This is a genomic window from Rhodococcus huquni (assembly GCF_055231055.1).
In genome coordinates, this window is record NZ_JBUYWE010000010.1 from 106,950 (window position 1) to 121,592 (window position 14,643).

Genomic DNA, 14,643 nt, shown 5'->3' on the forward strand with positions numbered 1-14,643 from the left:
CGAATACCAGACATGGACAAGAGGGAACCCAGGAACGTCGCCGTGATCGGCAGCGGAGTCGCCGGGTTGACGGCGGCACACGTTCTGTCCCGCAACGACCGCGTGACTCTGTACGAGGCCGATTCGAGGCTCGGTGGCCATGCCCACACCCACCGGCTCGAGCTCGACACGGGCGCAGTCGTCGACATCGACACCGGCTTCATCGTGCACAACGACCGCACCTACCCGACACTTCTCCGACTCTTCTGCGAGCTCGGCGTACGGACCCAGGAATCCGACATGTCGATGTCGGTCCGCGACGAGGCGAGCGGGCTCGAGTACGCCGGCGCGAAGGGGGTTCGAGGTCTGTTCCCAAGTCCGCGAAACTTGGCGCGTCCGAGGTACTGGCGCATGCTCGGCGAAGTCGTACGCTTCCACCGGCGAGCGCGAACTCTCCTCGACGGCCCAGACGCCGGCACCACATTGACCGAGTTCCTCGATCGCAACGATTTCAGCCCCTATTTCGTCACGCACTTCATGACGCCGCTGGTCGCAGCTGTGTGGTCGTGCGATCCGGAGAACGCCGGCCGATACCCGGCCCGCTACCTCTTCACGTTCCTCGAGCACCACGGGATGCTCTCGGTGTTCGGCTCACCCACCTGGCGCACCGTGACGGGCGGATCCGCTCGCTACGTCGAACGTGTCGCCGCAGGACTCGACGAAGTACTGCCGAGCACGCGAATCACAGAGGTACGTCGCGGTGACGACGGTGTGTGGCTCGTTCTCGAAAGCGGAGAGGTTCGGCATTTCGACGCCGTCGTGATCGCGGTGCATCCGCATCAGGCGCTCTCGCTCCTTTCTCCGCCGACCCCGTCGGAGGTCGAAATTCTCGGCGCCATGCCCTATTCGGTCAATCGCGCACAGTTGCACACCGACACTTCTCTCTTGCCGCGAACCACCGGGGCGCGCGCTTCCTGGAACTACTTGGCTCCCACCAACGGTGACGGAAGTGCCGACAGTGTGATCGTCACCTACGACATGACAAGGCTGATGCGCATCGATTCGGTGCAGGACCGCCGCTTTCTCGTGACGCTCGGTGGGGCCCACCTCGTGGATCCTGCGACCGTTATCGCCGAGATGACGTACGAGCACCCCTTGTACACCCCCGATTCGGTGGCGGCCCGGTCGCGCGTGGACGAACTGCACTCGGACACCCTGGCCTTCGCCGGTGCATACGACGGCTGGGGCTTCCACGAGGACGGCGCGCGCTCGGGTGTTCGTGCGGCGGAACGCATCGGCGGGTCCTGGGACGAGGAGAGCCCCGTAGAGACAGCGCACCATCCCGATCGAGGAGGTGTGTCGGCATGACAGACACGCCCGTCATCTACGACACGACGATTCGGCACGCGCGAATCGCGCCCATCCGCAACAGCTTCGAGTACCGAAGCAGCAGTTGGTACATCGACCTCGACAAGGTTCCGGTGGGACCGCGCTGGCTGAGACCGCTCGCATCATTTCGTGCCGGGGACCACCTCGAGCCGACCCCGGAAGGCACCCCGGACACGTTGAGGAATCGGCTCGACCATTTCCTCGGGTGTCGCGACATTCATCTCGGTGGCGGACGAGTGACCGCACTGCTCAACGCACGCGTCCTCGGTTACGTGTTCGACCCACTGAGCCTCTACTGGTGTCACGACGCCGGCGGCCGTCTTCGGTGCGTCGTCGCGGAGGTGCACAACACGTACGGGGAGCGGCACAGCTATGTCGTGGAACTCGACGACGACGGCCGTGCGCGTACCGACAAACAGTTCTATGTCTCGCCGTTCAACGATGTCGGTGGCCACTACGAGATGACCCTGCCGGAGCCGGGCGACACCCTCGAGTCCACGGTGGTTCTCCGTCGAGAAGGTCAGCCTGCCTTCACCGCAACGGTGCGGGGATGCCGACGGAGTGTGACCCCAGCCGCAATTCTGACCACCCAGCTACGCACTCCCCTCGCGCCGCTCGTCGTCTCGGCGCGCATTCGTATTCAAGGAATCCGGTTGTGGGCACGCGGTCTCCCCGTCGTCCCCCGGCCCGGAACCCTCCGGAAGGACCCTGCCCGATGAGAGACGCCACACGGAACCAGACGCACCGAGCACCTGCCCCCGACGTTCCCTCGGGTGTGCGTGCCGCGGCTGCAGCCAAAGTCGCGGATCGACTGTTCCGCCGGGCCGCAGGCAATCTCGACGTCCGCATCGAGTACCCGGACGGAGCCCTGGTGGGCGCACACGTGGAGCGCGAGATATTGCCACGCATGATCATTCGCGATCCCGACGCCTTCGCCAGACGAGTAGGCGCAGGCGGACTGATCGGCTTCGGCGAGTCGTACATGGCGGGCGACTGGACCTCTCCCGACCTTGCAGATGTCCTCGGGATTTTCGCAGCCCGGATGGCGAATCTGATTCCGCGGCCGCTGCAGTCGCTGCGAGCCCTGTATGTGGCACGTCACCCCGTGCACGAACTGGGAGCCGAGCAGAACACGCGCTCCAACATCGCTCGTCACTACGACCTGTCCAACGACATGTTCGCACTCTTCCTCGACGAGACCATGACGTATTCCAGCGCCCTGTTCTCGTCGACACCCACCGAGGTCGGCCGCGTCCGGAACGCGACCGTGCTACGAGCACCGGTCCCCCAGATCCAGCCCACCTCTACCGATCTCGTGGCGGCACAGCGTCGAAAGATCGACCGCCTGCTCGATGCTGCGGGTGTCGGACCCGGCACCCGACTGCTCGAAGTCGGGACCGGCTGGGGTGAGCTGTGCATCCGGGCGGCAGAACGTGGCGCCGTCGTGCGGTCGATCACCCTGTCCGAGGAACAACGACAACTCGCGCGTGAACGGGTTGCAGAGGCGGGGTGTTCGGATCGTGTCGACGTCGATCTGCTCGACTACCGCAAGGTAGACGGTGATTACGACGCAATCGTGTCCGTCGAGATGATCGAGGCAGTCGGTCACCAGTACTGGGAGACATACTTCCGCACACTCGACACGCTCCTCGCGCCAGGTGGAAAAGTTGCGCTGCAGGCGATCACGATGCCACACGATCGCATGATCCGAACCCGCAACACGTACACCTGGGTGCACAAGTACATCTTCCCCGGTGGATTCCTACCCTCCACCGAGGCCATCGAGTCGGTGACGGAACGCCACACCGGGTTACGCGTCCGGGAACGGCTCAGCATGGGACAGCACTACGCGGAAACCCTTCGACTGTGGAAGGAGCGATTCGCTGCCGAGAGCACCCGGGCCGACGAACTCGGGTTCGACGAGACCTTCCGCCGTATGTGGCACTTCTACCTGAGCTACTCGGAAGCCGGGTTTCGCTCCGGGTACATAGACGTCCAGCAGATCGTGCTCGAGAAGGCCGGAACCGTCGAAACACCGCCTGCGGTGACGTCGTGAACGGCTTCTCCTTGTCGCAGTTCACGGCGGTGTCCGTGTGCAGTCTCCTGGTCGTCGTTGCACTCCAGCTGTGCACCTTCCTCATCGGTAGGCGCATCGGTAGGTACAACGTCGTGGACGTTTCCTGGGGCCTCGGGTTCGTGCTCGTTGCCCTTGTCGCCGCCGCGGTGGGAGGCGGTGACGCATCGAGACGATGGTTGTTGCTCGGCCTGGTCGCCGTGTGGGGACTACGACTCTCGTGGCACATGTATGCGAAGTCCTCGGGGAAGGGCGAGGACCCGCGCTACGTGGACTTGCTCGAGCGATCGGGCGGAAACTCGACACCGGTCGTGCTGCGAAAGATATTTCTGACACAGGGCCTCGCCCAGTGGTTCGTGTCGCTTCCGCTGCAGATTTCGGCCGTCAGTGGCCCCGCCCACGGCGCAGGCGCCACGATCGTCGTTCTCGGGGTGATCCTGTGGGCCGTCGGAGTGGTCTTCGAAAGCGTCGGCGACCGTCAACTGGAACGGTTCAAAGCGGACCCGGCCGCCAGAAGTCGGGTGAACGGCCACCGAATCATGGACTCCGGGCTGTGGGCATGGACGCGTCATCCAAACTACTTCGGCGACGCCTGTGTGTGGTGGGGATTGTGGCTGATCGCCGCCGCCGTGTGGCCTGGAGCTGCCACGGTCCTGTCACCAGCAATCATGACGTGGTTCCTTGTGTACGCAACCGGCGCTCGCCTCCTCGAGAAGTCGATGATTGCCCGGCCCGGCTATCGGGACTACCAGCAGCGCACCAGCTTCTTCTTTCCCCTTCCACCACGCTCAGCGGAACCGAGGTGAATCGTGATGGCCACGTTGACGCCGCCGCGCCCCGTTACGCAGTCGTCGCCCCCTGAAGGGGGACGTGCCAGTAAGCTGTGGATCGATGAATGGATACGGTCGATGACGAGTGTCGGCAGAGACACCGACAATGCGGCACTGACAGCTCTCCTGTCCCGCATCGCGGACGGCGATCGTGACGCCTTCAGCGATTTCTACGCCCACACCAGCTCACGCGTGTACGGCATGGTTCTACGAGTTCTTCGCGACCCCGGCTACAGCGAAGAGACCACCCAGGAGGTCTACCTCCAGGTCTGGAACTCCGCCGCCAAGTTCGATCCCCGGCAGGGCTCCCCGTTGTCCTGGGTGATCACTCTGGCGCACCGTCGCGCCGTCGACCGAGTCCGCTCCGAGCAGTCGGGTACCGACCGCGAGGCTGCGTACGGCGCCGCGAACTGGGCCGGCCCCTTCGACTCCGTGTCCGAGGAGGTCGGCCGGCGCGGCGACAGCAGCCAGGTCACCGATTGCCTGGAGACCCTTTCCGAAGTGCAGCAAAGATCAGTGGTTCTCGCGTACTACGGCGGCCTCACCTATCGAGAAGTCGCGGACCGACTGTCCGTGGCACTGCCCACCGTGAAATCTCGGATACGAGACGGACTGATCCGATTGAAGACATGTTTGGGGGTGCAATTCCGTGGCTGAGCGCAACGAAGACCTGCTCGAGCTCGCCCCCGCATACGGACTCGACGCTGTGGACGACGATCATCGGCGTGAGATCGATCTGGCAGTCGAACAGGCGCACACCGACGTGCGCGCCGAGTTCACCACCACCGTTCGGGAGACCCGAGAGACCATGGCTGCCCAGTCGTCCGCGACTGCCACCAGCCCACCCGAACACCTGCTTGCACGAATCATGGATTCGCTTCCTGCAGAATCGAAGCCGGACGTCGCTGCTGCTCCCGCCTCACTCGATGCCGCGAGGTCACGTAAGCGCAATCGGATGCTGGCCGTCGTCGGCGCAGCTGCAGCCGCAGTGGTCATCGGCATCGGCACTGTGACAGTGATCCAGTCGAGGTCAACGCCTTCCGAGCCGATCACCGCTCAGATCATGGCAGCCGACGACGTTCGGACAGCCGTCTCGCCGATCGAATCCGGTGGCAACGCCACGTTCGTCTACTCGAAGGAGACGAACGCCGGCATGCTGGTGATGAACGATGTCACCCCGCCCGAGTCCGGTTCGGTCTACCAGATGTGGCTCATCGGCGATACCGGAAACCCCGAGTCCGTCGGCATCATGGACCAGCAGACGATGGGCGCCTCCACAACGGCGGTCGTCGAAAACCTGGACAAGGCAACGACGCTCGGATTCACCGTCGAGCCACCCGGCGGTTCCCCGCAGCCGACCAGCGACCCCTTCGCGGCAATCAACCTGGCCTGAGCGCCCCTGCCCGGACGAAAGACAAGCTCCATGCATGACACAGACGTACTCGACGACCCTGTCGGCGAATCGCTCCGCACGCGGCACGCACACCTCGCGCGCCGAGTCGGCAGTTCCTTCACGTATGTGCCGGACGTGGCAACGTTCTCCGCGGTTCCCGCAGACGCCGATGCAGATGCCTGGAACGAACTGGCCCAGCTACTCGGGCCTGGTGAATTCGCGGACATGTTCAGCTGCCCGGCAGCGCCGCCGCCCGAGTGGGATCCGGTGTTCACATTGGCGGGACGCCAGATGATCTGGACCGGAAGCGGCGACTCCGCTCCGAAACCACCAGGAGCCGGCGTGATCGAACTGGGACCGAGCAACGTTCCAGAGATGCTCGACCTCGTCGAGAGAACCCGCCCGGGCCCCTTCTGGCCCCGCACACACGAACTCGGCAGCTACCTCGGCATTCGAGACAACGGCAGGCTGGTCGCGATGGCCGGAGAACGACTCCGCCCGCCTGGATGGACCGAAGTCAGCGCCGTCTGTACCGCACCGGAGGCTCGCGGACGCGGCCACGCCGCTCGGTTGATCATGACGCTGGTCGCCGGGATCACCGCTCGCGGAGACTCGCCCTTCCTGCATTCGGCAGAGAGCAACACTCACGCGATCGCTCTGTACGAGCGACTGGGCTTCAGCACCCGCAAGTACGTGACATTTCGAGGTTTCCGCACACCCTGACAGGCCTCACGTCACCAGATGACAACCCGATCTTCTTCTGTGTGCGCTCCAGGTGATCCCGGCTCGCATCCGAAAACCTCACCGAACCCTGGAACATTCGGCACCACCCCGTTGACCCGCAGACTCGACGGCGAGTGTGGGTCGCTGCTGAGTTGCGTGACCATGGCTTCGTCACGAGTCTTGTTGCGCCACACCCGCGCATAGTTGAGAAAGAACCTTTCGTCAGGCGTGTATCCGCCGATGCGCTCCTCGGCTGCTGCCGGATCGGATTCCTGCAGTGCCCGCAGCGCGTCGAACGAGGCATTGACGCCGCCGAGATCCGCAATGTTCTCGCCGAGGGTCAGCTCGCCGTTGACGTGAACATCGGGCTTGTCTGGAATCGGGGTGTATGCATCGAATTGCTCGACGAGCTTGTGAGTTCTCTCCTCGAACTGCTCGCTGTCCGTGGGCGTCCACCAGTCGACATTGTTTCCCTTGCCGTCGAACTGACTGCCCTGATCGTCGAACCCGTGGGTCGCCTCGTGGCCGATCACGGCGCCGATACCGCCGTAGTTCAGTGCGTCGTCCGCATTCGCGTCGAAGAACGGTGCCTGCAGGATCGCGGCGGGGAAGTTGATCGTGTTGTCACTGGGGTTGTAGTAGGCATTGACGGTTTGCGGTGTCATCGCCCACTCGGTGCGGTCGGACGGCTTGCCGATCTTGGCCAGATCGTATTCGTGATTGAACCTGTCTGCAGCAGAGAGGTTTCCGAAGTAGTCGCCACTGTTCATCTCGAGACCTGACCAGTCTCGCCATTTGTCGGGATACCCGATCTTGGGGACGAGCTGTGACCACTTGTCGAGTGCCTTGTCCTTGGTCTCCTCGCTCATCCAGTCGACGTTCTCGATCCGCACCTTCAGGGCGTCGAGTACGTGGTCCACCAACTCTTGGGCGCGTTCCTTGGACCTCGGATCGAAGGCCTCGTCCACGTACAGTTCACCCATCGCCTCACCCATGGCGGAGTTCACGTCGCCGATCGCCGTCTTCCACCGCGGCTTCTGAGCTGTACTCCCCGAAATCTGCTTGGTGAACTCGAACTGGTTGTCACGAAATGCCTTCGACAGTCTGTCGCTGGAGCGACTGATCACCTGCGCGCGCAGGTACGCCTTCCACTGTTCGACCGGGGCCGTGCGCAGCAGATCACTCACAGCCGTGAAGTAGGTGGTGTCCGCCAGAGAGAATCCTTCGTCGGCCGACACACCCTGTGCGGCGAAGTACTCGCGCCAGTCGAACGTCGGAGTTGTGGAATTGGCCTCGTCGACTGTCACCAACTTGTATTGCGTCGCCGGATCCCGCGCTTCCTCCGGGGAAAGCGACGCCGCAGCCAGGGCCTTCTCGAAGTCGAGAGCCTGCGCGGCCTGATCGGCCGCCTGGTCGGGCTCGATTCCGATCAACTCGAGAGAGGAGCGGAGGTAGTTCTGATACGCATTCAGTATCTCGGCGTACTGAGGATCGGTGTAATAGTCCTTGGAAGGCAACGAAATTCCGGTGGGACTGACGAAGCCGATCTGCTTGGTGGCATCTTGAAAGTCTGCGCCGGCGCCCAGACCGAACAATATGGCGCCGCCCTCCACCGCATCGTCACGCAGGAAGGTTGCCACCTCCTCGGGTGATGCGATGGCATCGACCCGCTCGAGCTGGGGGTTCAGCGGCGCGTACCCGGCTTCCTCGATCGCGTCCTCGTCCATCGCCGACTGGTAGAGGCCACCGATCTTCGACCGATCCGAGACCTCCTCCGAGCTGTCGAGGTCGTCGGCGGCGCTCTTCGCGATGCCGCGCTGCGTATCCAGACTCTTGTCACGCAACTCGTTGAAGATTCCGTAACTGGACTCGTCGTCGGGGATCGTGGTCTCGGCGTCCCACTTCCCGTTCACGAACTGGTCGAGGTTGTCGCACGCAGAGATGCTGGTGTCCAGCTCGTCCGTGTCGAAAGCCGGCGCCTGCTCCGGCGACGAGCAACCCGCAAGCGTCAAGGTCAGAGTTGCTCCCGCAGCCACCACTGCAAGCCACCGTCTACGTCCGATCAGCACTATGTTCTCCCCGTCTGCACACCGTCTGCCTACCCGTACAAAGTACGCGCGTACCGCCTCCGGGCGAAGCTTCCGGCCGTATCGTCGAAACGATGGCAGGTAAAAGCGCTTCCCCCGCAACCGACGTGCAGGTCGGTGATCGGACAGTGCGAATCTCTCATCCCGACCGCGTCTATTTTCCTGCCCTCGGCACCACCAAACTCGACCTCGTCCACTATTACCTCGCCGTCGGCGAAGGGATCGTGAACGCTCTTCGCGAAAGACCGTGCATGCTGCACAGATTTCCCAGCGGTCTGGATGGTGAAAAGGTGCACCAGAAGCGTCTTCCCCGTGGCGCTCCCGAATGGGTGCAAACCGCACACGTCGAGTTTCCGCGCTATGGGCGCCACGCAGACGAGCTCTGTGTCACCGCACTCGCGGACGTCATCTGGGCAGTGCAGATGTCCACGGTCGAGTTCCATCCCTGGAACTCCCGTCGAGCCGATGTCGAACGCCCCGACGAATGGCGCATCGATCTCGACCCGATGCCGGAGGCAGGTTTCGATGGCGTCACCCGCGTCGCCGGCGTGGCACACGAGGTCCTCGACGAGATCGGCGCGACCGGCTGGCCGAAGACCTCCGGCGGGCAAGGCCTCCACATATACGTACGTATTGCACCGGACCACGGGTTCGCCGACGTCCGCCGGGCGGCTCTCGCGTTCGCCCGAGAGGTCGAGCGTCGTATCCCCCGGGACGCGACGACCACGTGGTGGCGAAAGGATCGAGACCCGCGCGCGGTCTTCGTCGATTTCAATCAGAACGCCCGAGACCACACGCTGGCGGCGGCCTACTCGGTGCGCGGAGTACCGGAGGCCACCGTGTCCACACCCGTGACGTGGGCCGAGATCGACGACCTGAACCCACGGGACTTCACGATCGACACCGTTCCCGAGAGGTATGCGCGGCTGGGCGACCTACACGCCGGGATCGACGACGCCGTCTTCGATCTGAGCCCTCTGCTCGAATGGGCCGACCGCGACGACGCATCCGGCATCCCCGCACCCCCTGTGAGCGGTTAGCGAGTCCAGGGCCTCGAAGGCCACTCACGGCGGTAACGTTGCGCGGGTTCGAGTCGATCAGTCAGTAACCCGATTCGTCCGATTCGGTACAGAGATCTCGATCGACAGGAAAACAAGCATGACCCGCAAGAAGTGGCCGTGGGTGGCCGGTGGGATCGTCGTCGCGATCGCCTGCGCATCGTGCGCGGAACCGGACGAGGACACCTCGGTCGTGGGCGAGAACACGAGCACCCCGGCAGCAGTCACGGCTCCGGCAACGACCGCTACGCCGACCACCACGATCGACGCGCCCGCACCCCCGCTGCAACTTGTCGTGGCCCCGGAAGCCGACGGCGGGTCGCGGGTGGAAGCCGCACTGGCCCAACTGAACTCCATCGAAATCAAAGGGCGAGCCCCCAAGACCGGCTACGACCGGGATCTGTTCGGACAGTCGTGGACGGACGACGTCGATGTGGACGGCGGACACAACGGCTGTGACACCCGCAACGACATCCTGCAGCGCGATCTGGTCGACATCGCGTTCAAGCCGGGATCGAACGGCTGCGCTGTGAAGTCCGGAACGCTCCACGATCCGTACACCGCCACGAGCATCGCCTTCGTACGCGGAGCGAACACGTCGAACGCCGTTCAGATCGACCACGTCGTCGCCCTCTCCGATGCCTGGCAGAAGGGCGCCCAACAGCTCGACAGCCGCACTCGCGCGAACTTCGCCAACGACCCACGCAATCTCCGGGCAGTCGAGGGCCGCGCCAACCAGCAGAAGTCCGACGGCGACGCGGCGACATGGCTTCCGCCGAACAAGACGTTCCGCTGCGACTACGTGTCGGCACAGGTCGAGGTGAAGGCCGCCTACGACCTCTGGGTCACCCAGGCCGAGCGTGACGCCATCGAACGCGTGCTCACCAACTGCGACAGCGCGCCCGCACCGGAGCCCGCGCCTGCACCGGCTCCCGTGATCGAGCAGGCACCCGTGGTCGAGCAGGCACCCGTGGTCGAGCAAGCACCGGTCGTCGAGCAAGCGCCTGCCCCGGTCGCGCCGGTGGGGCCCTTCGCGAATTGCGCGGCGGCCCGGGCAGCGGGCGCCGCACCGGTCTACGCCGGGTCTCCGGGCTACTCGCCCAAGCTCGACGGCGACAGCGACGGAGTCGGCTGCGAGGGGTGAGGATTGAGGATTGAGGCCGCCCGTTCCGGGGTATCTCGGATGAGAATCTCCGGCGGAACGAGGGACGGTCATGTCGCGCTACTTGTACCGCCTTGCTCGATGGTCGTTTCATCGACGTAGGTACGTCGTCACCTTCTGGACTCTCGCGCTGATCGGCATGGTCGCGCTCGGGATTCTCTCCGGCGGAAAGACCGTGAACGACTTCAGCATTCCGGGAACGCCGTCCGCACAGGGCACCGACCTGCTCGAGGAACGGATTCCGGCGGCCGCCGGCGCGCAGACACAGGTGGTGTTCGCGGCGAACGGCGGTGCCCAGCTGTCCGACCCGAACGTCCGTGCCGCCATCGAGCAGACGGTGCAGGGTATTGAGGCCGGCCCTCAGGTCGCTTCCGCCGTCGATCCTTACCAGGCACAGACGATCGCCCCGGACGGACAGGTGGCGTACTCGCCGGTCCAGTTCGACACCGACATGACCGGCCTCGAGGGTTCGTCGCTGGACGCCCTCGATTCCGCCACGGATCCTGCTCGTGCGGCAGGTCTCGAGGTGGAGTTCGGCGGCCAGGTCTATCCGGGGTACGAAACCGAGATCTCGGAGATCCCCGAACTGGTCGGGATGGCCATAGCCTTCGTCATTCTCGTGGTGATGTTCGGTGCCCTGATCGCCGCCGGGCTGCCTATCCTCACCGCCGTCGTCGGAGTCGTCATCTCGCTCATGGGTGTGATGGCGCTGGCATCTGTCATCAACGTGCAGTCCGCGACCACATCGCTGGCGATCATGCTGAGTCTCGCGTGCGGAATCGACTACGCCCTGTTCGTTCTCACCCGCCACCGGGCGAACGTGCTCGAAGGTAAGTCGGTGGCCGACTCTGCGGCGCACGCGGTGGGAACCGCTGGCGGCGCCGTCGTGTTCGCTGCCCTGACCGTCATCGTCGCGCTGTGCGGACTGAGCGTGGTCGGCATCCCGTTCCTGACGATCATGGGAGTCACCGCCGCAGGCGCCGTGCTGATCGCCGCGCTCCTGACCTTGACGCTCCTGCCCGCATTGCTCGGGTTCGCGGGAAACAAGGTCACCAAGTTCGTTCGTTCGCCGATCCCCGGCCGTAAGCCCGAAGCGATCGCACGAGGCGCAGTCGAACACCCGCAGCGTACCCTCGGCGCCCGCTGGGCGCGATTCGTGGTGCGATTCCGGTATCCACTTCTCGTGGTCGGAGTCGCTGGACTGCTCGTCATGGCGATCCCGGCACTCAGCATGCAACTCGGACTCCCCACCGGAGACAGCAAACCCACGTCCGACACGTCGTACAAGGCATACCAACTCATCGGGGACAGCTTCGGACCCGGCGCCAACGGACCGCTGACCATCATCGTGGACACCGCGTCCGCAACCGATGCGCAGGCAGTCCCGGAAGCGCTCACCATGCTGCAACAGCAGCCGGACGTGGCGACCGCCAACATCGCTGTTCCGCCGCAGAACGACACCGCCATCATCTCGGCGATCCCGCGGACCGCTCCGAACGACCCGCAGACCACCGATCTCGTGAAGACCATCAGGGATCAAGCCGAGAATCTCGGCCAGCAGAACGGCTCGACCATCTACGTCGCCGGACCCACCGCCACCAACATCGACGCCACGGACACCCTCGCGACCGCGCTGCCGATATTCCTCTTGGTCGTCGTGGGACTGGCGATACTGCTGTTGACCATCGCATTCCGCACAGTTCTCGTACCGATCAAGTCCGTGCTGGGGTTCCTACTGTCCATTGCCGCCGCGTTCGGCGCTCAAGTCGCCGTGTTCCAATGGGGTTGGCTACACGATCTTCTCGGCGTGACACCCGCAGACACGCTGAGCTTCTTGCCGATCATATTGCTGGCCATAATCTTCGGGCTCTCCAACGACTACGAACTCTTCCTGGTCTCTCGCATCAAGGCGCACTACGAGAAGACCGGCCGCGGGGTACTGGCCGTGGAACACGGACTCGGAGCGAGCGCCAGAGTGGTGTCCGCTGCCGCGCTCATCATGGTCGGAGTGTTCTCCTCGTTCGTCTTCACTTCGGACCCCATCGTGAAAGCACTCGGCTTCAGTCTCGCGGTCGGGGTGTTCGTCGACGCCTTCCTCGTGCGGCTGACTCTGGTTCCCGCAGTGATGGCCATCGTGAAGGGGCGAATCTGGTATCACCCCAAGTGGTTCGGACGTGCGGTACCCGATTTCGACATCGAGGGCGAGAAGCTCGAGCGCGAACTGGCATCCCGCGACTGATCGAGATCGGCCATGTCCAGCACGAAACGGTGACGGACATCGTTGCGCGACAGTCGATCGAGTGCGCTGTCGACCAGCGCGGAAGGCAACACTTCCACGTCGGCCACGATCCCGTTCGCTCCGCAGAAATCGAGCATCTCCTGCGTCGACGACGACCCGCCGCTCCCGCCGGATGTGAGACTCTTCCTGCCGATCAGCAAGTCGAGGATCTCCACGCTCACCGGACCCAAGTAGCCGAGTACACAGAGCGTTCCGTCGAGGGCGAGGCACTTCAAGTACGGGGCAAGGTCATGTTCGATCGGAATGCAATCCACGACGAGGTCGAGAGCCCCGACCTGCTCCGCCATCGCTTTCTCGTCTGTCGAGACGACCACCCGTGCCGCTCCGAGCGCCCGGGCGTCCGCCGCTTTGGCAGCAGAGGTCGTGAATACGGTGACTTCTGCACCGAGTGCTCGCGCGAACTTCACGGCCAAGTGCCCGAGGCCGCCGAGTCCGACGACGCCGACTGCTGTTCCCGGGCCCACGTTCCACCGTCGCAGCGGCTCCCACACGGTGATACCCGCGCACATCAGCGGTGCGACCGCCGCGGGGTCCAACGTCACCGGCCGCTGATAGACGAATCGATCACGCACCACGTATTCGCTCGAGAAGGCGCCGAACGTGGTCGAACCGTCGTGACGATCGGTGCCGCCGTAGGTGAGCGTGGGAAAGGCTCGGCAGAAGTTCTCCTGGCCTGTCAGGCACATATCGCATTCGCTGCAGGAGTCGACGATGTTTCCGACCGCCACCGCGTCACCGACGGCGAAATCCGACACCGCAGAGCCGACCTCCGTGACGATTCCGACGAACTCGTGGCCCGGTACCACCGGAAAGACACCGCCGGCGTTCGCCGGAGTACGCACCGCATGAAGGTCGGTATGACACACACCGGTGTGTGTGACCTTTACGGCGACATCGTCGGTTCGTAGGTCTCGACGCTCGAAGCTCCACCGTGCCATTGGGGCTTTCGCCTCGACGGCTCGGTATCCAACGGTTGTTCGCATGCATCCTCCAGAAGTAACCAACTAGTTGGTTCTACGGTATCGCCGCACGTACCAGGCCGCAACCAACCGGTTGGTCATGATTGAATGACGGCATGGGTGATGCAGTGGCGACCAAGGGGAGAATCCTCGCCGCGGCGACCGACGAGTTCGCCGAGCACGGCATCGCAGGGTCTCGAGTGGACCGGATCGCGGCCGCCGCAGCAATCAACAAATCACAGATCTACAGCTACTTCGGAAGCAAGGACAAGCTCTTCGATGCCGTGTTCGCCGCACGCGTCGACGCGAATGTGCGGGACGTCCAGCTGAATGCCGACGACCTGCCGGGGTACGCGGTGCGGCTCTACGACGGCTATCTCGGCGATCCCGATCTCGTGCGGCTCCTGACCTGGGCGCGACTGGAACGTACACCTGCCGGCGCACTGTTCGCCCACATACCCGACCACGATGCCGACGTGTACGCGAACCTCGACGACGCCGTGCGACGGGGCGTGTTGGTCGACGACATTGCCGCAGAAGACCTCTGGCCCATGCTCATTGCCCTTGCCGCCACGTGGGCACAATCCGCGATCGTGTACACGGCCACCCCGGAAGAAGAGGTGCACGTCCACGACCGTCGCCGGGACGCCCTCGCAGCCACGACGCGCCGGGCATTCTGCCGGACCTGAC

General features: G+C 64.2%; 13 protein-coding genes. 11 read left to right on the forward strand and 2 right to left on the reverse strand.

All coding sequences use genetic code 11. The features are described 5' to 3' along the window. Positions 1 to 3 precede the first annotated feature (3 nt). From ACZI8R_RS17565 to ACZI8R_RS17595, 7 genes are all read left to right on the forward strand, one after another. On the forward strand, positions 4 to 1,347 hold the full coding sequence (locus ACZI8R_RS17565) for an NAD(P)/FAD-dependent oxidoreductase (protein WP_463380986.1): 1,344 nt from the start codon (positions 4 to 6) through the stop codon (positions 1,345 to 1,347). Further along, on the forward strand, positions 1,344 to 2,087 hold the full coding sequence (locus ACZI8R_RS17570) for a DUF1365 domain-containing protein (RefSeq protein WP_463380941.1): 744 nt from the start codon (positions 1,344 to 1,346) through the stop codon (positions 2,085 to 2,087). Before ACZI8R_RS17565 ends, ACZI8R_RS17570 begins: the two co-directional genes overlap by 4 nt. After that, positions 2,084 to 3,424 carry a class I SAM-dependent methyltransferase gene (locus ACZI8R_RS17575; RefSeq protein WP_463380942.1) on the forward strand — a complete coding sequence of 447 codons (1,341 nt, stop codon included), beginning with the start codon at positions 2,084 to 2,086 and terminating at the stop codon, positions 3,422 to 3,424. The genes ACZI8R_RS17570 and ACZI8R_RS17575 overlap by 4 nt, the downstream gene beginning before the upstream one ends. Next, positions 3,421 to 4,248 carry a DUF1295 domain-containing protein gene (locus tag ACZI8R_RS17580; protein WP_463380943.1) on the forward strand — a complete coding sequence of 276 codons (828 nt, stop codon included), beginning with the start codon at positions 3,421 to 3,423 and terminating at the stop codon, positions 4,246 to 4,248. The genes ACZI8R_RS17575 and ACZI8R_RS17580 overlap by 4 nt, the downstream gene beginning before the upstream one ends. Before the next feature lie 102 nt (positions 4,249 to 4,350). Next, on the forward strand, positions 4,351 to 4,929 hold the full coding sequence (locus tag ACZI8R_RS17585) for a sigma-70 family RNA polymerase sigma factor (protein WP_463380944.1): 579 nt from the start codon (positions 4,351 to 4,353) through the stop codon (positions 4,927 to 4,929). Beyond that, entirely contained in the window at positions 4,922 to 5,665 is a 744-nt protein-coding gene (locus tag ACZI8R_RS17590) for an anti-sigma factor (RefSeq protein WP_463380945.1), read from the forward strand. The genes ACZI8R_RS17585 and ACZI8R_RS17590 overlap by 8 nt, the downstream gene beginning before the upstream one ends. Positions 5,666 to 5,695: 30 nt before the next feature. After that, a complete protein-coding gene (locus ACZI8R_RS17595) occupies positions 5,696 to 6,388 on the forward strand; it encodes a GNAT family N-acetyltransferase (RefSeq protein WP_463380946.1) in 693 nt (230 codons plus the stop codon). 11 nt (positions 6,389 to 6,399) lie between these two features. Here ACZI8R_RS17595 and ACZI8R_RS17600 read toward each other — a convergent pair whose 3' ends face one another. Beyond that, on the reverse strand, positions 6,400 to 8,457 hold the full coding sequence (locus ACZI8R_RS17600) for a M13 family metallopeptidase (protein ID WP_463380947.1): 2,058 nt from the start codon (positions 8,455 to 8,457) through the stop codon (positions 6,400 to 6,402). A 92-nt stretch (positions 8,458 to 8,549) separates the two neighbouring features. On the opposite strand from ACZI8R_RS17600, the gene ligD reads away from it, so the two are divergent. The 3 genes from ligD (at position 8,550) to ACZI8R_RS17615 (ending at position 12,934) form a co-directional block, all read left to right on the forward strand. Next, complete coding sequence (ligD, locus tag ACZI8R_RS17605; protein ID WP_463380948.1) at positions 8,550 to 9,515, forward strand: non-homologous end-joining DNA ligase; 966 nt, start codon at positions 8,550 to 8,552, stop codon at positions 9,513 to 9,515. Positions 9,516 to 9,633: 118 nt separating this feature from the next. Continuing rightward, entirely contained in the window at positions 9,634 to 10,677 is a 1,044-nt protein-coding gene (locus ACZI8R_RS17610) for a GmrSD restriction endonuclease domain-containing protein (protein WP_463380949.1), read from the forward strand. Between the two features lie 70 nt (positions 10,678 to 10,747). Then, positions 10,748 to 12,934, forward strand: coding sequence for an MMPL family transporter (locus ACZI8R_RS17615; RefSeq protein ID WP_463380950.1), 2,187 nt, complete (start codon positions 10,748 to 10,750; stop codon positions 12,932 to 12,934). On the opposite strand, the gene ACZI8R_RS17620 is transcribed toward ACZI8R_RS17615, so the two are convergent. Further along, the gene (locus tag ACZI8R_RS17620) at positions 12,850 to 13,977 is read right to left on the reverse strand and encodes an NAD(P)-dependent alcohol dehydrogenase (RefSeq protein WP_463380951.1); all 1,128 of its coding nucleotides are present in this window, start codon (positions 13,975 to 13,977) and stop codon (positions 12,850 to 12,852) included. The genes ACZI8R_RS17615 and ACZI8R_RS17620 overlap by 85 nt on opposite strands. Before the next feature lie 92 nt (positions 13,978 to 14,069). Here ACZI8R_RS17620 and ACZI8R_RS17625 point away from each other — a divergent pair, with 92 nt between their 5' ends. Continuing rightward, the gene (locus ACZI8R_RS17625) at positions 14,070 to 14,642 is read left to right on the forward strand and encodes a TetR/AcrR family transcriptional regulator (protein WP_463380952.1); all 573 of its coding nucleotides are present in this window, start codon (positions 14,070 to 14,072) and stop codon (positions 14,640 to 14,642) included. The last annotated feature ends 1 nt before the right edge of the window (position 14,643 follow it).

Bases quoted from the DNA above. Each gene is read 5' to 3' on its own strand.
- ACZI8R_RS17570 (WP_463380941.1), top strand. From the start codon at position 1,344: ATGACAGACACGCCCGTCATCTACGACACGACGATTCGGCACGCGCGA.
- ACZI8R_RS17575 (WP_463380942.1), top strand. From the start codon at position 2,084: ATGAGAGACGCCACACGGAACCAGACGCACCGAGCACCTGCCCCCGAC.
- ACZI8R_RS17585 (WP_463380944.1), top strand. From the start codon at position 4,351: ATGACGAGTGTCGGCAGAGACACCGACAATGCGGCACTGACAGCTCTC.
- ACZI8R_RS17595 (WP_463380946.1), top strand. From the start codon at position 5,696: ATGCATGACACAGACGTACTCGACGACCCTGTCGGCGAATCGCTCCGC.
- ligD (WP_463380948.1), top strand. From the start codon at position 8,550: ATGGCAGGTAAAAGCGCTTCCCCCGCAACCGACGTGCAGGTCGGTGAT.
- ACZI8R_RS17610 (WP_463380949.1), top strand. From the start codon at position 9,634: ATGACCCGCAAGAAGTGGCCGTGGGTGGCCGGTGGGATCGTCGTCGCG.
- ACZI8R_RS17615 (WP_463380950.1), top strand. From the start codon at position 10,748: ATGTCGCGCTACTTGTACCGCCTTGCTCGATGGTCGTTTCATCGACGT.
- ACZI8R_RS17620 (WP_463380951.1), bottom strand. From the start codon at position 13,977: ATGCGAACAACCGTTGGATACCGAGCCGTCGAGGCGAAAGCCCCAATG.
- ACZI8R_RS17625 (WP_463380952.1), top strand. From the start codon at position 14,070: ATGGGTGATGCAGTGGCGACCAAGGGGAGAATCCTCGCCGCGGCGACC.